The 17,399-nt window shown below is 61.0% G+C and carries 15 protein-coding genes; 8 read left to right on the plus strand and 7 right to left on the minus strand.

Features of this window, described 5'->3' with window-relative positions; all coding sequences use genetic code 11:
* Positions 1 to 156 precede the first annotated feature (156 nt).
* From HMPREF3149_RS03775 to HMPREF3149_RS03795, 5 genes are all read left to right on the plus strand, one after another.
* Entirely contained in the window at positions 157 to 2,535 is a 2,379-nt protein-coding gene (locus HMPREF3149_RS03775) for an MMPL family transporter (protein ID WP_070536753.1), read from the plus strand.
* On the plus strand, positions 2,528 to 3,130 hold the full coding sequence (locus HMPREF3149_RS03780; protein ID WP_070536754.1) for a TetR/AcrR family transcriptional regulator: 603 nt from the start codon (positions 2,528 to 2,530) through the stop codon (positions 3,128 to 3,130). Before HMPREF3149_RS03775 ends, HMPREF3149_RS03780 begins: the two co-directional genes overlap by 8 nt.
* A 238-nt stretch (positions 3,131 to 3,368) precedes the next feature.
* Positions 3,369 to 4,592 (plus strand): NAD-dependent epimerase/dehydratase family protein, encoded by a 1,224-nt coding sequence (locus HMPREF3149_RS03785; RefSeq protein WP_070536757.1) that lies wholly within the window; start codon positions 3,369 to 3,371, stop codon positions 4,590 to 4,592.
* A gap of 7 nt (positions 4,593 to 4,599) precedes the next feature.
* Entirely contained in the window at positions 4,600 to 5,742 is a 1,143-nt protein-coding gene (locus HMPREF3149_RS03790; protein ID WP_042530129.1) for a glycosyltransferase family 4 protein, read from the plus strand.
* A gap of 23 nt (positions 5,743 to 5,765) precedes the next feature.
* Positions 5,766 to 6,950 (plus strand): DUF6882 domain-containing protein, encoded by a 1,185-nt coding sequence (locus tag HMPREF3149_RS03795; protein WP_070536759.1) that lies wholly within the window; start codon positions 5,766 to 5,768, stop codon positions 6,948 to 6,950.
* A gap of 7 nt (positions 6,951 to 6,957) precedes the next feature.
* Here the strand turns inward: HMPREF3149_RS03795 and HMPREF3149_RS03800 are convergent, their stop codons facing one another.
* The gene (locus HMPREF3149_RS03800; RefSeq protein ID WP_070536760.1) at positions 6,958 to 7,992 is read right to left on the minus strand and encodes a 3-hydroxyisobutyryl-CoA hydrolase; all 1,035 of its coding nucleotides are present in this window, start codon (positions 7,990 to 7,992) and stop codon (positions 6,958 to 6,960) included.
* 70 nt (positions 7,993 to 8,062) lie between these two features.
* Here HMPREF3149_RS03800 and HMPREF3149_RS03805 point away from each other — a divergent pair, with 70 nt between their 5' ends.
* A complete protein-coding gene (locus HMPREF3149_RS03805; RefSeq protein ID WP_070536762.1) occupies positions 8,063 to 8,851 on the plus strand; it encodes an HAD family hydrolase in 789 nt (262 codons plus the stop codon).
* A 91-nt stretch (positions 8,852 to 8,942) separates the two neighbouring features.
* Here the strand turns inward: HMPREF3149_RS03805 and HMPREF3149_RS13845 are convergent, their stop codons facing one another.
* On the minus strand, positions 8,943 to 9,158 hold the full coding sequence (locus tag HMPREF3149_RS13845) for a hypothetical protein (protein WP_246819935.1): 216 nt from the start codon (positions 9,156 to 9,158) through the stop codon (positions 8,943 to 8,945).
* A gap of 46 nt (positions 9,159 to 9,204) precedes the next feature.
* Here HMPREF3149_RS13845 and HMPREF3149_RS03810 point away from each other — a divergent pair, with 46 nt between their 5' ends.
* The gene (locus tag HMPREF3149_RS03810) at positions 9,205 to 11,556 is read left to right on the plus strand and encodes an acyltransferase family protein (RefSeq protein ID WP_246819936.1); all 2,352 of its coding nucleotides are present in this window, start codon (positions 9,205 to 9,207) and stop codon (positions 11,554 to 11,556) included.
* Positions 11,557 to 11,664: 108 nt separating this feature from the next.
* Here HMPREF3149_RS03810 and HMPREF3149_RS03815 read toward each other — a convergent pair whose 3' ends face one another.
* Positions 11,665 to 11,988: a putative quinol monooxygenase gene (locus HMPREF3149_RS03815; RefSeq protein WP_070536824.1), complete on the minus strand. Its 324-nt coding sequence runs from the start codon at positions 11,986 to 11,988 to the stop codon at positions 11,665 to 11,667.
* Positions 11,989 to 12,087: 99 nt separating this feature from the next.
* On the minus strand, positions 12,088 to 12,645 hold the full coding sequence (locus HMPREF3149_RS03820; RefSeq protein ID WP_042530118.1) for a hypothetical protein: 558 nt from the start codon (positions 12,643 to 12,645) through the stop codon (positions 12,088 to 12,090).
* A 112-nt stretch (positions 12,646 to 12,757) separates the two neighbouring features.
* Here HMPREF3149_RS03820 and HMPREF3149_RS03825 point away from each other — a divergent pair, with 112 nt between their 5' ends.
* A complete protein-coding gene (locus tag HMPREF3149_RS03825) occupies positions 12,758 to 13,672 on the plus strand; it encodes an AEC family transporter (protein WP_070536764.1) in 915 nt (304 codons plus the stop codon).
* Between the two features lie 8 nt (positions 13,673 to 13,680).
* Here the strand turns inward: HMPREF3149_RS03825 and HMPREF3149_RS03830 are convergent, their stop codons facing one another.
* From HMPREF3149_RS03830 to rsmA, 3 genes are read right to left on the minus strand one after another with little or no spacing between them, the layout of a single operon-like run.
* The gene (locus tag HMPREF3149_RS03830; RefSeq protein ID WP_070536766.1) at positions 13,681 to 15,564 is read right to left on the minus strand and encodes an ABC-F family ATP-binding cassette domain-containing protein; all 1,884 of its coding nucleotides are present in this window, start codon (positions 15,562 to 15,564) and stop codon (positions 13,681 to 13,683) included.
* Positions 15,565 to 15,596: 32 nt separating this feature from the next.
* Positions 15,597 to 16,532, minus strand: a complete 936-nt coding sequence (locus HMPREF3149_RS03835; protein WP_371440943.1) for a 4-(cytidine 5'-diphospho)-2-C-methyl-D-erythritol kinase — start codon at positions 16,530 to 16,532, stop codon at positions 15,597 to 15,599.
* Between the two features lie 8 nt (positions 16,533 to 16,540).
* On the minus strand, positions 16,541 to 17,383 hold the full coding sequence (gene rsmA / locus HMPREF3149_RS03840; protein WP_042530110.1) for a 16S rRNA (adenine(1518)-N(6)/adenine(1519)-N(6))-dimethyltransferase RsmA: 843 nt from the start codon (positions 17,381 to 17,383) through the stop codon (positions 16,541 to 16,543).
* Positions 17,384 to 17,399 lie beyond the last annotated feature (16 nt).

The raw sequence follows: 17,399 nt of genomic DNA on the forward strand, positions 1-17,399 counted from the left end.
ACACCAGCCAGAGAGTCCACCAGTATCCCACATCACACAACGTGCATCTGCGTGATACCCACCGGCGAATGTGCACATATCGCGCAAGTTTGCATAAACTGTGCAATGTTTCGCGTTAGGTGAAATATTCTCCGACTTTCCAATGAAGGAACACGTATGTCAGCATTCCTCTACCGCCTGGGCAGCTGGTCCTACCGAAAGGTATGGCCTTTCCTTGCCTTCTGGCTGGTACTTCTCATCGCCCTCGGCGGACTCGCCGCTGGTTTTGCCAAATCGCCCAACCCAAACTTCTCCATGCCGGACATGGACTCCACCGTCACTCAGGAAGAGATGATGGAGCGCTTCGGCACCGAGACTGATGCCATGAGCGAGCCTTCCGGCACGGTCCTCATCCAGGCCCCTGAAGGCAGCACGCTGCAGGATACGGAGGTAGCGGGGGACGTCGACAAGCTGCTCGGCGAGTTGAAGGACACCGGAGTCCTCACCGATACTGACTCCCTGGTCAACCCCGTTATGGCCGCTGCCGGCATGCAAAAACAGATGGGTGAGCAGATGGCCTCCCAGGGCATGCCACAGGAGCAGATTGAAAAGAACCTGCAGCAACTCTCCCCGCTCAGCGCAGACAAACGCACCGGTACCGTTTCTGTGACCTTTGATGCCGACAATGTCATGGACATTCCGGCCGATGACCTCACTGCGGTTACCGATGTACTCAAGGACTTCGACGACAATGGCAGCGACCTCACTGTGAAGTACTCCGGCAACGCCTTTAGCGGTGCAGCCGAAAGCATGAACGGCTCCGCGGAGCTCATCGGTATCATCGTCGCCGCCGTGGTACTGCTTATCACCTTCGGCTCCTTTGTCGCCGCTGGCATGCCTCTCATCTCCGCCGTCATTGGTGTGGGCATTGGCATCCTGGGCGTGCAGCTGTGCACCTTGTTTACGGACACCATTTCCGATATGACGCCGACCCTGGCCTCCATGATTGGCTTGGCGGTGGGCATTGACTATGCCCTGTTCATTGTCAACCGCTTCCGCAACGAGCTCATTACCTCCTCCGGGCTCAACAACCTGAGCCCGAAGGAGCTGGCGCAGGAGCTGAAGAAGATGGACAAGGCCACCCGCGCGCACGCCATGGGCATCGCGCTGGGCACCGCCGGCTCCTCCGTGGTCTTCGCCGGTATTACCGTGGTCATCGCACTGACCGCCCTGATCATCATCGGCATCCCCTTCCTGTCCACCATGGCGCTCGCCGCGGCCGCCACCGTCATCATCGCGGTGTGCGTGGCGCTGACCTTCATCCCGGGTCTGCTCGGGCTGCTGGGCACGAAGGTCTTTGCTGGCCGCGTTCCCGGACCGAAGGTTCCGGACCCAGAGGACGAGAAGCCGACCATGGGCCTGCTCTGGGTACGCCGCATCCGTGCCCACCCGTGGCTGCACCTCATCGCAGGCGTGGTCCTGCTGGGCATCCTCACCATCCCGGCCGCGCAGCTGCGCCTGGCCATGCCCACGGATGGCACCGCTAAGCTCGGCACGCCGCAGCGCGATGCCTACGAGATGACCGAGGAGGCCTTCGGCCCCGGCCGCAATGCCCCGATGATCGCCTTCGTGGACGTCGCCAACGTGGCCGAGCAGGACCGCATGCCGGCCTTCCAGGAGCTGCTCACCAAGATCCAGGGCACCGAGGGCGTGGAGAACGCCCAGATTGTCCAGACCACGGAGAATGGCGACGCCGCCCAGGTCATGATCACCCCGACCACCGGCGCTACCGATCCGGCGACCACCGACACCTTGAACCACCTGCGCGATTACCAGCAGGAGTTCACGGACTCCACCGGCGGCAGCTATGGCATCACGGGTATTACCCCCATCTTCGACGACATTTCGCAGAAGCTCAGCGACGTCCTCGTCCCCTACATCGCCATCGTCCTGGGCCTGGCCTTCCTCGTCCTCATGCTCGTCTTCCGCTCCCTGTGGGTACCGCTCATCGCCGCGGCCGGCTTCGCCCTGTCCATGGGCGCCGCCTTCGGCGTGACCGTGGCCATCTTCCAGGAGGGCATGCTGGGCATCATCGACGACCCGCAGCCGCTGCTGTCCTTCCTGCCCATCATGCTCATCGGCCTCACCTTCGGCCTGGCCATGGACTACCAGGTCTTCCTGGTCACCCGCATGCGCGAGGGCTATGCGCACGGCAAGACGGCGGGCAACGCCACCTCGAATGGCTTCAAGCACGGTGCCCGCGTGGTCACCGCTGCCGCCCTCATTATGATTTCGGTCTTCGCCGCCTTCATCCTCATGGATGAGCCGTTCATCAAGACCATGGGCTTTGCCCTGGCGGTGGGCGTGCTGTTCGACGCCTTCGTGGTCCGCATGCTCATCATCCCGGCCACCATGTTCATCCTGGATTCCCGCGCTTGGTACTACCCGAAGTGGCTGGACAAGATCACCCCGAACCTCGACATCGAGGGCGAAGCCCTGTCCCGCAACCGCGACGAGCTCCTGGCCTTCCAGCAGGAGAAGGTGCGCAATGGCTAGCCTGCGTGAAACCAAGAAGGAAGCGACGCGCCGCGCGCTGGCCGACGCCGCCGCGCGCCTCGCCCTGAGCTGTGGCAGCGATGCCGTCACCGTCGGCGCCATCGCCAAGGCCGCCGGGGTGTCTGCGCGCACCTTCCACAACTACTTCACCTCCGCGGCCGACGCGCTGCTGTATTTCACCGCGGACGTCCTCGAGCAGTTCAGCGCTGAGGTGCCGGACCTCTTCCCGGAGGCACGCGGTGTCACCGAGCTCTTCGAGTCCATCGTCCTCGACTCCCTCGGCGACCAACAGGCGCAGCTGCATTCTCTGACTTCCCTGTTTCGCGTCGGCGAGGCCCTGGAGAACCTCAGCACCTCGAGCGAGGAAAAGAAGAAGTACGAAGCTGTGGCACACGGCGTGCTGGATTCCTTCCACGCACGCTTTCCCGCGCGTGACTCCTTCGAGGTAGCAGTTCTTCTGCAGGCCAGCGCCGGTGCCGCCATCGTGGCGCTGAAGGAATGCAACACGCACCAGCTCACCAATGACTCGGTCGGTGCCGAAGAATTGGTCAAGCGAGCGTTCTCGGCCCTGCGCACCGTCCCTCCTGCGCCCTAGGCGCACGTATTTTCTGCACCCTTAGGAAACATTCACTCACTGTTTACCCGCTTGGCCCCTCTCAGGAGGCGCCCGGCGGGTATCGTTTCTAAAAGTGTGCCTGCCGCCGCGGCGTGGATCTTCCACATCCGGCGGCTAGTTCTGTATCGCCTCACTCCCTCCTCTACGGGAGCAGAACGGCGGAGCACAAGGCGCCGTAGGTAATGCCCCCGAACTAGTGATGTGGAGAAAATAAACAGTGAAGGTAGCGATTTTCGGCGGCGACGGTTTCTGCGGCTGGCCCGCCTCCCTCTATCTCTCCGACCAGGGCCACGAGGTAACAATCGTGGACAACCTCTCCCGCCGCGCTATCGACACGGAGCTGGGTGCTGAGTCCCTCACCCCCATCGTGAGCATCGACGAACGCCTTGCCGCATGGAACGAAGTGACCGGCAAGACCATCGGTTTCCGCAACATCGACGTTGCGCAGGACTACGATGCCCTGCTGGATTTCCTCACCACCGAGCGTCCTGACGCCGTTGTGCACTTCGCCGAACAGCGCGCCGCGCCGTACTCCATGAAGTCCTCTCGCACCAAGCGCTACACGGTGGATAACAACATCAACGCCACCCACAACCTGCTCGCCGCCATCGTGGAGTCCGACCAGGACATTCACGTTGCGCACCTGGGCACCATGGGCGTCTACGGCTACGGCACCGCCGGCATGAAGATCCCGGAGGGCTACCTGGACGTCCAGGTGGATACCGGGGATAACGGCGTGGTGGAGCAACAAATCCTCTACCCCTCCAACCCGGGGTCGGTCTACCACATGACGAAGGTGCTGGACCAGCACCTGTTTGCCTACTACGCCAAGAACGACGAGCTGCGCATCACCGACCTGCACCAGGGCATTATCTGGGGCACCCACACCGAGCAGACCGCGCGCGACGAGCGCCTCATCAACCGTTTCGACTACGACGGCGATTACGGCACGGTGCTCAACCGCTTCCTCATCCAGGCAGGTATTGGCTACCCCCTCACCGTCCACGGCACCGGCGGCCAGACCCGCGCGTTTATCCACATCCGGGACATGGTGCGCTGCATCGAGCTAGCACTCAACAACCCGCCGGCACGTGGAGAGCGCGTCAAAATCATTAATCAGATGACTGAGACCCACCGCGTGCGTGACTTGGCTGAGCTGCTCGCGAAGATTTCCGGCGCCGAGGTGGCCTACGTGCCCAACCCGCGCAAGGAGTCCGCGGAAAACGAGCTTCATGTCACCAATGACACCTTCTTGGAACTGGGACTGCAGCCCACCACCTTGTCGGAAGGTTTGCTCCATGAGGTCGAGGATGTTGCTCGCAAATACGCAGAGCGCGTCGATCGCTCTAAGATTCCGGCCCAGTCCCTGTGGACCAAGCAGCAGCACGCAGGTGTTCCTGACACCGCGGTAGACGCGGCCGACAACGCAGCAAAGGCCTAATCTGCCCGTGCGCATCGCGATCGTTACCGAGGTTTTTCTGCCCAAAATTGACGGCGTGGTCACACGTCTGACCCGCACTCTAGATCAGCTGGCGGCGATGGGCCATGAGGTCCGCATCTTTGCCACAGGCAAGGCGCCTGACACCTATGCCGGCTTCGAAGTCACGCGTATCCCGAGCCTCTCACTCTGGGTCTATCCAGAGATCAAGTTTGGCTTGCCCTCCTGGAACTTCTTCAGAGAGATTCGGGATTTCGACCCCGATGTCATCCATGCCGTCAACCCCATTTGGACCGCCGCCCTCGGTGTTTTTGCCGCGCAGCGCGATGCCGTTCCTCTCGTGGCGAGCTTCCACACCAACGTCCCCGAGTATGTCGATGCCCTAGGCATCGGTTGGACACGCCCGCTCACTGAAGCCGCGCTCAAGTATCTCCACAATCAGGCTGCAGTGAACCTGTGTACCTCTGGCCCCATGGTGGACACGGCCCGCGAGGTAGGAATTCGAAATGTGAAGTTGTGGCCGAAGGCCGTGGATACTGAGACCTACCATCCCTCCCGGGCCACCGCGGAGATGCGCACCCGCCTTACCGATGGCAACCCTGAAGCGCCGCTTCTCACTTACATCGGCCGTGTCTCCAAGGAGAAGGATCTCAAGCGACTCAACAACGTGATGCGTCTCGTGCGTGCTGAGTGTGACGATGCCCGTCTAGCCATCGTCGGCGACGGCCCCTTCCTCAACGAGCTCAAGGAAACCTTTGATCCTTCCTTCACCGTCTTCACCGGCTATCTTTCCGGTGAGGAATTGGCCGCGGCGTTTGCGACTGGGGATGTCTTCCTCTTCCCGTCCGCTACTGAAACACTAGGGCTCGTCGCTCTCGAGTCTTTCGCGTCGCGTGTGCCCGTCATCGGCACGCGAGCAGGTGGTATTCCCTTCGTCATTGAGGAAGGGGTCACCGGACACCTCATCGATCCCGATGCCGGGGACGCTGCCTGGGCAAACGCTGCGGTTGAGCTGCTTCAGGATTCCGCACGCCGAGAGAACATGGGAGCTGCTGCCCGCTGCGAGGCAGAAAAGTATTCCTGGGTAGAATCCACTCAGGCCCTCCTCGCCGCATATGAGGAGGCTATCGAGCATCCCTACCGCAGGGACTAAAGAGCAACAGTCAAGGAGCACTTATGGACTCAGCGAAGAACCTGTACTCCGCCGGCGCATTTATCCAGGCCGGCATTGACGCCGCCTTCGCTCGCCGCCTCGGCGCTGTCAGTGATGTCGAGGTCAACTTCGTTCCCGCCCAGCCGCATCAGGCAGAGAATGTCGAGCAAACAGAGCAGCCTGAGCAAGAGGATCGACCTGTTCTGGATCAGCGCGCAACCGTGCGTTTCACCACCACCAACGGCACCTACGATTGTGAAGGCCTGCGCCTAGCCACCATGAAGGATGGCCAATTCCACTGGGCCACGGAATTGGCTGAGCACTCTGATATCCCCGAGTTCCGCGGCCCGCAGCCGGATACTGCTCTCCTGCGCGGCCTCGCGCGCCGCCTCGTTGGTGACCGACCTGTCGTGCGCGTTCCCCAGGCTGCGGGCGAGTCTCTCGTCGCCGTGGATTTCGTGGAACTCGCCCCGAATCCCACTGCCGTCATCCTCGCCGGGTTGGAGCGGAGCGGTGAGATCGAGGGAGGCGTCGATGAGCGTATTGCTACCGCCGAGCTCGCGTCCTACATGAACGTGCCCAGCAATAATCCCGACGCACTCGCCCAGTTCGAAGGCTCCCGCATTGTTGCTCTCCCGCATCCCTCTGGGCAACCTTTCCTCACTGCGCAAGATATTCTTGCGGATGCGCATTACCTCGCCGCCGAGCACAATTTCTTCCTCGATGGGCGCTTCCCCAACCTCCACGCGGACCTCGACCCTGAAACGTCAAAGACCGTGGTCACCACCGCCTATGGCTCGTTGACGGTTCCCGCACACCTTATCGCTACGCTCGACGAGTCCGCTGGAACCTTTACATGGGCTTGGGCGGATAAACTCGCCTCCACCCCGTCGGCACAAACAGTAAGCAATGTGCGGCGCTTCGCCTACGACCAAGCCATCCCTGAGCTTGTCCGAGCTCGAGTCCCCATTGCCCATGCCCGTAAGGCCCGTCTGCCACAGCTGGCCATGCCTATCCTCGGCCTATGGACGCTTTTGCCAGTGCGCCTACCAGATGGGCGCCACGGCCTCGCGCTGTCCGACGCCCCCGCTTTCCGCCTGCCTGCACCCACGCCGGCCGCCATCGACGCCACGGTGCGCATCCCCGTACCCCAAGGTGTTGATGAGCAGCGCGCCCGCGCGGCCTACCGGCGCCAGCGCGGGGTCTAGCTCCTGACTAAAAGGTGAGGATTGCACGGAATTCCTCTGGGTCAACGTCCTCAACCGTGCTCGGGTTAAACTGCGCATCCTGAGTTTTGTCCACGAGAACCGCCCGCACGCCCTCCGAAAAATCCGGACGGCGGTACATGTGCATGCCTAGCTTGAGCTCCAACAAAAGGGCTTCGCGGATGTCATCGACCTTCGCCTCGGCCTCAAAAAGCTCGTTGGCAGCAATGATCGCCGCTGGGCATGCCGCGGACATGAGCCGTTTCACTTCACCAGCGATCATCGGGCGCTTGTCCAGTTCTGTGGAAATCTCCTCCCACGTCGACAGCGCAAAGGTCTCCTCCAAGTCCTTCGCTACCTGCTCCAGCGGTGCTGGTTCCTGCGGTGCCGGAAGGGCTAGGTCAGCCAAGGCAGCGTCGATCCCGCGCTCGATGGCTACCTCGATGAGTTGAGCAGCATCTTTCACCACGTGCGTAGCAACGCCAGTCCACAGCATATCGGCGGCATACATGCGGTAGCCAGTGATTCCCCAGAACTTAGCCAGACCAGGTGATGCCACCCCACGGGTGCCCACCATACGCTGAGCTGCATAGGCCACACCGACGTCGGTGACATAGCCAATGTTCATCTCCGGCATAGAAGCAAACGCGCGCTGGGTCACCACTCGATGTGAACCGTGAAGTGAAATGCCCAGGCCGCCGCCCATGACAACGCCGTCAATCACCGCAATGTAGGGCTTTGGAAATTCAGCTATGTCGCCGTTAGTGAGGTACTCGGAGGCAAAGAAAGCATCGACGTCCTCGAGTCTGTCATCAGCAATCCCTTCACGCGCATGACGAACATCGCCACCAGCGCAGAATGCCTTCTCGCTCGCTGAGTGAATGAGGACCTGTTCAATGGAATCATCCTCTGCCCACTCCTCGAGGCTGCGGCGAATGATGTTAATCATCTCTGGGTTCAGCGAGTTGAGTGCCTTAGGTCGGTTGAGCTCAAGGACTCCGGTATGGTTGCGGACAGAAACGAGCACTGGATCAGTCGTAGTCATACGCACCAGTGTTCCACATCACAAATCTTTCGGCCACCGAATTTTACGATTACAGAAACGGTGTTCTTTCTTGCTTCCACAGCTCGTTGCCCTCGACATGGATGGCACGCTCCTCAATCCGCACGGCCAGCTGCCCGCCGATTTTCCTGAACTCCGCGAGCTGGCCGCCGCGCAACACTGCGAACTGGTTCCGGCGTCGGGCCGTCAGCTTGCCACGCTCATGGAGATGTTCCCTGACCTTGGTACCTTCATTGCAGAGAATGGTTCTGTGGTCGTGCGTAGCGGGGAGATTATCGCTACCTCGCCTATCGGGGAAGAAACTGTGCGCGCCGCTCGCGCCGCCGCGGATGCCATCACCGAGCCGCACGCCACTGTTCTGTGCACGCCGGAGACGGCCTTCGCCTCTGAGGATGTACCGGCAGCCGCCCGCGAGGAAATTTCCACGTACTACAAGGCGGTCACATGGGTGCCTGTGCTTGGCGACGTCCCCGATACCAACATCATCAAAATCGCTATCTTCTGTGAATCCGGTACCGAGGCGCACGTTTATGAGCCCATCCGGAGAGCTGTGCCCGACGATAACGTCGTGGTGTCCGGCAAGATGTGGCTCGATGTGATGGCCCGTGGCGTTGATAAAGGCGCCGCGCTCACCACACTGGCAGAACTCTCTGGGGTTCCTGTTTCTGCCACAGTTGCCTTCGGCGACTATCTCAATGATCTGGAGATGTTGCGCGTTGCTGGTACTGCCGTTGCCATGGACAACGCGCACGCACAGCTCAAGGAGGTGGCAGACATCATCGCCCCAGCCAATACAGACAATGGTGTCAGCGTGGTTCTGCGTAAGCTTCTTAGCTCCTAACACGCTCCCAGGTATCCTGTCCGGTTCAACCATGCCCGCGGAGTAGCATTACCCGGGTTCCCTAGCCCTCTGATCCCCACGTGCGGAGTGTTTACGTGAAGAAGTTTGTGCGGTCGTTGTTGTCACGTTCGACGAAGCGTGAGAAGTCTTCCCCAAGTCCCTCCACGCCCTCCCCTTCTTCCCCGCCACCGGCTGCACCCGAGCCGAGGCCAGAGCCCAAGGCAGAGCCTAAGCCGAAGCCAGTGTCCGAGCCTAAGCCGAAGCCCGCACCGAAACCTGGCCGCCGACGTCCCCGGAGGAGCGACAACACCTCCCTTGAGCTAAATTCGGCATCCCTCCCCAAAGCGTCCGCTGTGCGCAAGGCACAACTTACTAAGGCCCGCGAAGATGCCGAGGACACACCCCCGCGACGCCGCCGCCCGCTCCCGCGTGCTGTCAAGATTCAGCCAGGGGCCGCTGCTGCACAACAGGCAAAACCCACTGCTCCCGCGGTTCCCACTAGTCCAGTGCAACCATCGCCAGAGCCGAGCACGCCGAAGAAGACCACTCCGAGCCCGTCTATCACGACAAAGCCGGTCACAGAAACATCAGACAACGAGATTGCGCGCGCCTTGGCTCGCCGCTCCCAGCCCGTGGGCACACCGACCGCGCAACAGCTCAAGCCGGCACAACCCTCCCGTGAACAGCGGCGGGCCGCAACCACAGCGGAAGATAGCAAGCTGACTGATAAGGAACAGGTCCGCGCCGATCAACGTGCTGAATCATCTGCTGTAGCAGTCAACCAGAATGGGAGCGAGCACGCTACTGACGTGTTGGCTGTGCCGAAGGAATCCGCCACCGTTAAGCGGGAGCGGCGCGCACGCCTGCGCCACGTACCGGGGCTCGACGGCCTTCGTGGCCTCGCAGTCCTAGCTGTGGTGCTGTATCACTTCTTCGGTGACCTTGTGCCAGGCGGCTACTTGGGCGTGGACATGTTCTTTGTCCTGTCTGGCTTCCTCATTACCTCTTTGCTTGTCCGCGAGTACAACGTCACCGGACGCATTAACCTCAAGGATTTCTGGATCAGACGTTTCCGTCGCATCCTGCCGGCGGCGCTCATCGTGCTCTGCGTGTGCACTGCACTAGTCGCAGCGATAGGGGGTGACCTGGCCGTTGGCATCCGTGAGCAATTCCTGGGCACCTTGTTCTTTGTCAACAACTGGACCCAAATTGCCACCAGCCAAACCTACTTCGCGCCCAATGAAGTTCAGGTCTTTGCACACTATTGGTCGCTTGCTGTGGAGGAGCAGTTCTACCTGCTATGGCCGCTTCTCATGATCAGTGTCTTCCGCATCTCACGCGCGAAACCCAAGCGCCTCCCCATCGCGGTGACTCTGCTGCTCGCTATCGCCTCTGCCCTCGCTATGGCGTTCCTCTTCACACCCGGCGAGGACCCTACCCGCGTCTACTATGGAACCGATACGCACGCCTTCGGCCTCCTCATCGGCGCGCTTTTGTCCTTCGTGCTCACCACCACGACGAAGGATGCGGGGGCGGACTCATGGGCGTCATCAAGCAAAGGCGCAATCGCCGGCACCGTGGGAACCCTGGCTTGTGTGGCTTATCTGGCGCAGCTGGTATGGATGGGCGCGGACCGCGAGTTCACGTACCGGGGCGGACTTGTGCTCACCAGTGTGCTCGGTGCTGCCATGATATGGGGCGTGGTGCGCGAAGCTGGGCCACTGACCTGGTTGTTCCGCACGCGCGCCATGCGTTGGCTGGGACAGAGGTCCTTTTCCCTGTACCTGTGGCATTGGCCCATCATCATGATTCTGCTGGCTGTCTCCGATGCACCCGCGTGGGCCCTGGGGATTCTTGCCCTGCCGCTCTCCTTCGTACTGGCAGAGATCACCTATCAGTTTGTTGAAAACCCCTTCCGCCGCGGTGGTTACCTCAAGACATGGCACAATTACTGGGCAGCACGCCCCTCCTTGCATGAGATGAAGGAGGGCTTTGGCAAGGCCATGTGGCCCGCCGTCCCAGCCCTCGTCGTGCTTTCTGTCGTGGGAGTGATTTACGGAGTAGTGACCTCTAGTGACAAGACGGAACTCGAGCGTGAGTTGGAGCGCATGGCGCAGTCCAACGAAGAGGCGGCAGCGTCTGCACCAGCAACGCCTACGGCTTCAGAGAAGCCGAAGGAGAAGCGACAGCTTCCCACTGGCGCGGAGATTACGGCGATAGGTGATTCCGTCATGCTTGCCTCCTCAGAGGCGCTCAATGCTGCATTCCCCGGTATCTACATAGATGCGGAGGTCTCCCGCCACTTCTCCGCTGCACTCCCCCAGGTGTCATCCCTGAGTGAGTCCGGCCAGCTGCGTTCCACCGTCTTTGTAGGACTTGGCACCAATGGCGCGGCCGCTGACGGGCAGTTGGATGAGTTACTCGATACTATCGGCCCCGAGCGAACCGTCATCCTCGCCCTACCGTATGGTGACCGCGAGTGGATGGGCCAAGCACGCGCGGAGATGGTCGAGGCAGCATCGCAGCGCGACAACGTCTACCTGGCGGATTGGTGCGGCACCGCACAAGAGAACCCGGCGTTGCTGTATGACGATGGTGTTCATCCGCTAGCCGAAGGCGCGAGCCTGTACGCCCACGCCTTTGAGGAAGCTCTCGAACAATACGCCAACGACGACAAATCTCTCGCGACCGCATGCGAAGCATGAGCCACTCCCAGCGGAGGTAAGCCTGGTTGCTCCCTATAAAACGCCAACAGCGCCGCTCGAAGCGGCGCTTGTCGTGTGGGTGAACCCAGATAAGTCGGTAGCAGCGAATTAGTCGACGGAAAATTCGGCCATCTTATCCCACTCGGTCTTTCCTTCGATCTTCGTATTGATGATGTCCGGGGTTTCCATTAGGTACTTAGGGAGCTCTTCGCAAGAACGCTTGAAGTGCTCGGTATTGACGTGGTCGACATCCGTGCCGTCCTTGTAGGACTCCAACAGCAGGAAGCGCTGCTTGTCTTCCGGATCGCGGAACCACTTGAAGTCGATGCAACCGGGCTCGGCCTGGCAGGCCTTGGTGTACCAGTCAATTTCATCGAGGAAGGTCTCGGCGTACTCAGGCTTGACGTGGAACTGTACGTTGATCAAAATCATGAACCCCACAGTAACGCGCTGGCCGAAAACGTGCAGAAAGCCCTGCCTACAACGGCAGGGCTTCGTTCACTGGTCTTTGTTGGGGTTATTTTGTGGGGGTTACTTGTTGAAGAAGTACTCCGCCACATAGACGTAAGTGCCGTCGTAAGACTGGGCAACGCCAAAGCCCGTGCCATCAGTCTTGGTCACGGGGACATCGCGGTTAAGCCAATTCACGCGGTCCTTCGCTTCAGACTCGGTGAGCTTGTAGATATTGCCGCTGCCTTCTTCTAGGTGCGTCAGGCCGTCACCGGCGTTCTCATGGAAGGTGACCTTGCCGGCAGCTGCCTGGTCCGCCCATTCCTGGGCGATGTTCTTGGCGTTCCCATCAGCATGGTGGCCCTGCTTCAGCAGGTGAGCGTGAGTAGCTCCAACGAGCTCATGAGCCACGGCGGGAGTCGGCTTCTTGATGAAAGCCGGCAGCTGGACATTGAGCTGCTTCGCAACATCATATGCTTGGGCAGGCAGCTCGATCTGGAGAGAATTGATCTGCTCAGTGGCCTGGGAGGACAGCTGGTTAATATCCTGTGCCTGGGCGGCTGATGCGCCGGACACCGCGAGGGCTGTGGTCAGAACAGCGGTGGCGGACAGGCGAGAAACACGACGGAATGCATTCATGCCTACTACCGTGCCATAGAATCCCCGTGTCTGAGAACTAACCTTCCGGACTCACAGGAAATTCGATATGGCATTGTTATCCTCCGAGACGTAGGCGAAAGGGTGAGCAGTAGTGCTGGATGTTGTGACGGGGTTTGCGATTATCTTCGTCGTTATCGCTGTGGGCTTCGTGCTGGCACATAAAGGTGTCATCGGTAAAGGCGAAGCCCGGCTGCAGTTCAACCGAGTTGCATTTTGGGCTGCAACCCCGGCGCTAATTTTCTCCAGCGTGGCACAGTCAGATACCTCGGCGTTTGCTTCTCCTGTCGTGGCGGTCATTGCGGTTGCCTCGGTAGCGACGATGGGGCTATACGGGCTGCTGAGCCTGCTGTTCTTCCGTCGCAGCGGCGCAGAGACGATGGCGGGGGCCGCGGCCTCAAGCTATTACAACTCGGTCAACATCGGTCTCCCCATCGCTACCTACGTGATCGGTGACGCCACCTTCGTCGTCCCCGCCCTCGTGCTTCAAATGGCGGTGCTGTCCCCGTTCATCATCGCGGGACTCAATGCACAAGGAACAAGCTTCCGTTCTGTGACCCGCTCAGTGACTTCAGGTCTCACCGCGCCGGTCGTCATCGCGGCAGTTCTGGGATTCATCGTCTCGGCTGTGGGATGGACTGTGCCGGACGTCATCATGGCGCCTCTGGAGATCCTAGGCGGGGCATCCATTCCGATGATCCTCATGAGCTTTGGTGCTTCCCTCAAAGGAGACTCACTTCTGGACAATGACCGGCTTCCTACCATCACCGCGACAGTGCTCAAGCTTGTCGCTATGCCGGCCATCGCCCTTGCTGCAGGCCTAGCCTTTGGCTTAAGCGGTAGCGAGCTCTATACCGCACTCATCTTGGCGGCGCTGCCCACGGCACAAAACGTGTACAACTACGCCGCAACCTACCAGACTGGTGAGACCGTAGCGCGCGATACGGTTTTCCTCACCACGTTCCTCTCACTGCCAGCCATGCTGGGTATCGCGGCTCTCTTCGGCTAGGGCATTCCCTATCCTTCGAGCTTCTCTCCCAGCTCCAGCCATTCCATCTCGAGCTCCTCACGCTCGGCGGCAACGGCCTTGAGTTCTGCGTCCAGCGTCGACAGCTCTGCGGAATCACCCTGCCCAGAGGTCATTTTCTCGGCGGCGGCAGCCATTTTCTCGTTCAACTGTGAGGTTTTCTCATCAAGCTTGGCCATCTTTCGCTCGAGTGAATTCATCTTCTTGGTGAGTTCACGCTCTTCCTGGGAGCTGAGACGCTTGGTGGGGGCTGCGGCGGCAGAACCTCGTGCCGGTCCTTGCACGGAATCTGCTGCTGAGCTGGAGGCAGCGTCCGCGGCAGGTTCCGAAGACTTCTCCCCAAGATCAATAACACCGCGAGACGCGGTGGCCTCCATCTGCTGGCGGCGCCGGAGATACTCCTCGATACCACCGGGAAGGTTGGTGAGCTTGCCATCGCCGAAGAGCGCATAGGTATTGTCCGCGATGCGTTCGATGAGGTAGCGATCGTGCGAGATAACCACCATCGTGCCCGGCCAAGAATCCAAGAGGGATTCCAGCTCTTGAAGGGTATCGATATCAAGGTCGTTCGTGGGCTCATCGAGAAGCAGTACGTTCGGCTCCGCCATAAGCACACGGGTCAGCTGCAGTCGGCGGCGCTCACCTCCGGACAGATCACCCACTGGAGTGCGCTGGCGCTTGGCGGAAAATCCCAGGCGTTCCGCCAGCTGAGAAGCACTGAGTTCCTTCTTTCCCAGATGCACATAGGTGGCGACGTCCTCGACGGCGTCGAGAAGCCTGCGTTCTGGGTCGAGGTCATCAAGCTCTTGCCGCAACCAACCAAGGCGCACGGTTTTACCTTCGATACGCTTACCTGCGGCCAGCTCCACCTCACCTGCGAGCGCCCGCAGCAACGTTGTCTTACCTGAGCCGTTGACACCGACAAGCCCAATGCGCTCACCTGGGGCGAGGCGCCACGTGAGGTGATCCACCAAGGTTCGACCATCCGGCGTCGTAACTGTGGCATCCTCGAGTTCAATGACAACGCGCCCTTGGCGCTGCTTGGAGAAGGCCATGAGCTCAACTTTGTCGCGCGGTGCGGGAACATCCGCAATGAGTGCCTCAGCGGCCTCGATGCGGTAGCGCGGCTTCGAGGTTCGCGCCGGTGCACCGCGGCGCAGCCACGCGAGCTCCTTGCGCGCCAGATTCTGGCGGCGTTGCTCCATGGCATCGGCCTGCCGGGCTCGCTCAGCGCGGGCGAAAGTCCAGTCATTGTAACCGCCCTCGTACGCATCAACCACGCCATCATGGACCTCCCACGTGGTCGTAGCAATGGTGTCGAGGAACCAGCGATCGTGGGTGACAACGATGACCGCTAGCTTGCGGGCAAGCAGGTGCTTCGCCAGCCACTGCACGCCTTCCACGTCGAGGTGGTTCGTCGGCTCATCAAGCACCACCACATCAAGGTCCTGCACCAGCGCGGCCGCAAGATTCACGCGGCGGCGCTCACCACCGGAAAGGGATCCCACCGGGGTATCGAGGCCGAGGTCGACGATACCGAGCCCGCCGAGGACATCACGCACCTTAGCATTGGAGGCCCACTCGAAGGTTTCCAAACCGAGGGGCTCGATAATGACCTGGGCAATGGTGAGCGACTCCTCCACCTCAAAGCGCTGCGTCACCACCGCCATGCGTAGATCCGAGTTGTGCGATACTCGCCCCGAGTCCGGCGGCTCAATGCCCGTGAGGACCTCCAGCAGCGTGGTTTTACCACCACCGTTGACGCCGACGATACCGATACGATCACCGGTTTGAACACCGAGAGAGACCCTGTTCAGGAGGGTCTTGAGTCCAAAGGACTTGCTTACATTTTCCAGGTTGATGAGGTTCGCCATAACGCCTTCATCCTAGTGGGTGGCAGTATCAATTAGGAAAGATCGACGAGGCTTGCGCCCGTGGCAGGAGCCGTGGTCACAAGTCCACGAGTCCCGCGGTTATCAGCGCACACACTGGCAACGACCTCAGCCGCCGTCTCCTCGTCCTCGCATAGAAAGGCACAGGTCGGGCCAGAACCAGAGACAATGCCTGTGAGCGCGCCGGCAGCCTCACCAGTATCCAGAATCTTGCGCAGGTCTGGGCGTAGGGACAATGCTGCCGGTTGAAGGTCATTGTGCACAGCAGCGGCAAGCTCCCGCGGGTTGCCGCTGACGAGTGCTTGGCCCACAGCCTCTGTATCGAGGTGCGGAGCGCTTCCTCGGCCGGCGGCTCGCAGTTCATCAAGTTTGTGAAAGACCGTCGGGGTGGATAGGCCTTCGGAATTGGTGATGATGGCCCAGATGTAACGGCCACGCGCCAGCATCGGCGTGAGCAATTCGCCGCGGCCGCGGCCTAGTGCGGTGCCGCCCATGAGCGTGAAGGGCACGTCAGAGCCCAACTCGGCGGCGAGTTCGAAGAGCATCTCCTCGGTGACGGGTTCGCGGCCGAACTCGGTGCTCAGCGCATGATTGGCCAAGAGCAGAGCCGCAGCAGCATCGGCCGATCCGCCCGCCATGCCGCCGGCAGCGGGGATGTTTTTCTCCATCGTGAGGGTGCCAGTCGCCGGCACCATGAGGCGCTGCGCCACCAGTTCCACGGCACGCCAGGCCAAGTTGTCGATGGATGCCGGCACCCCCGCCGAGTGAAGCCCAGTGACCTCCACGGTGGTGTCCTCGGCCCAGCGGTAGCTCACTCGATCGTGTACGTCGAGGGACTGAAACACGGTGGCGAGCTCGTGAAAGCCGTCCTCGCGCGCCTGGCCAACCCCGAGGTGCAGGTTCACCTTGGCATGGGCACGGGCCTGCCACAGGCGCGGGGGTGTTGTCATGGGATTGCTCATGAGACTTCCGCCAGTCGGACAAAGTCCTCCACACCAAGCTTCTCACCGCGCAGGCGCGGATCTATATCCGCAGCACGCAGGGCTTCTTCTGCCGCCGCGGCGGAGCCGTAGAACCCGGCTAGTGCGGCGCGGAGGGTCTTACGGCGCTGTGCGAAAGCAGCATCAACCAACGCAAAGAGACGCGGGCGGAGGGCCTCGTCATAGGGGCGGGTGCAGTCGATACGCACCAAGCCCGATTCAATCTTGGGGGCGGGCCAGAACACGTTCTTGCCTATCGTCCCGGCCTGCCGCACCGGCCCATAAAAAGAGGCCTTCACGCTGGGCACGCCATAAACCTTGCTGCCGGGCGCGGCAGCAAGACGCTCGGCCACCTCGAGCTGAACCATAACGAGTACGCGACGAATCGAAGGATAAAGTTCAAGCAGGTGCAGGAGAACCGGAACGGCGACGTTGTATGGGAGGTTGGCCACGAGTGCGGTGGGCTCCCCCAGCTCCCCGGCCTCAACGGCGAGGGCGTCCTTTTCTACGAGGGTCAGGCGATCCGCTTGCTCGGGAGCACGCTCAGCGACGGTTCCCGGAAGCTTGCCAGCCAGGCGCGGATCGATTTCCACGGCCGTGACATGTTCGACCTCTCCCAGTAGGCCCAGGGTCAGTGATCCCAAACCCGGCCCAACCTCCACCACGCGGTCCTCAGAGTCAAGGTCCGCGGCGGCAACGATGCGCCGAATGGTGTTGGGGTCATGCAGGAAATTCTGGCCCAGCTTCTTTGTCGGTGTCACGTCGAGCTCGGCAGCAAGCTCGCGTATCTCCACCGGGCCCAGCAGGAGGGGTTGTGTCATGTCATCCAGATTAATA

Origin of the sequence: Corynebacterium sp. HMSC05E07, assembly GCF_001807225.1 — a bacterium.
GTDB classification, from domain to species: Bacteria; Actinomycetota; Actinomycetes; order Mycobacteriales; family Mycobacteriaceae; genus Corynebacterium; species Corynebacterium singulare.

Coding starts and splice junctions, on each gene's coding strand:
- rsmA (WP_042530110.1), bottom strand. CDS start 17,383: ATGACACAACCCCTCCTGCTGGGCCCGGTGGAGATACGCGAGCTTGCT.
- HMPREF3149_RS03800 (WP_070536760.1), bottom strand. CDS start 7,992: ATGACTACGACTGATCCAGTGCTCGTTTCTGTCCGCAACCATACCGGA.
- HMPREF3149_RS03780 (WP_070536754.1), top strand. CDS start 2,528: ATGGCTAGCCTGCGTGAAACCAAGAAGGAAGCGACGCGCCGCGCGCTG.
- HMPREF3149_RS03835 (WP_371440943.1), bottom strand. CDS start 16,532: ATGACAACACCCCCGCGCCTGTGGCAGGCCCGTGCCCATGCCAAGGTG.
- HMPREF3149_RS03795 (WP_070536759.1), top strand. CDS start 5,766: ATGGACTCAGCGAAGAACCTGTACTCCGCCGGCGCATTTATCCAGGCC.
- HMPREF3149_RS03775 (WP_070536753.1), top strand. CDS start 157: ATGTCAGCATTCCTCTACCGCCTGGGCAGCTGGTCCTACCGAAAGGTA.
- HMPREF3149_RS03820 (WP_042530118.1), bottom strand. CDS start 12,645: ATGAATGCATTCCGTCGTGTTTCTCGCCTGTCCGCCACCGCTGTTCTG.
- HMPREF3149_RS03815 (WP_070536824.1), bottom strand. CDS start 11,988: ATGATTTTGATCAACGTACAGTTCCACGTCAAGCCTGAGTACGCCGAG.
- HMPREF3149_RS03830 (WP_070536766.1), bottom strand. CDS start 15,564: ATGGCGAACCTCATCAACCTGGAAAATGTAAGCAAGTCCTTTGGACTC.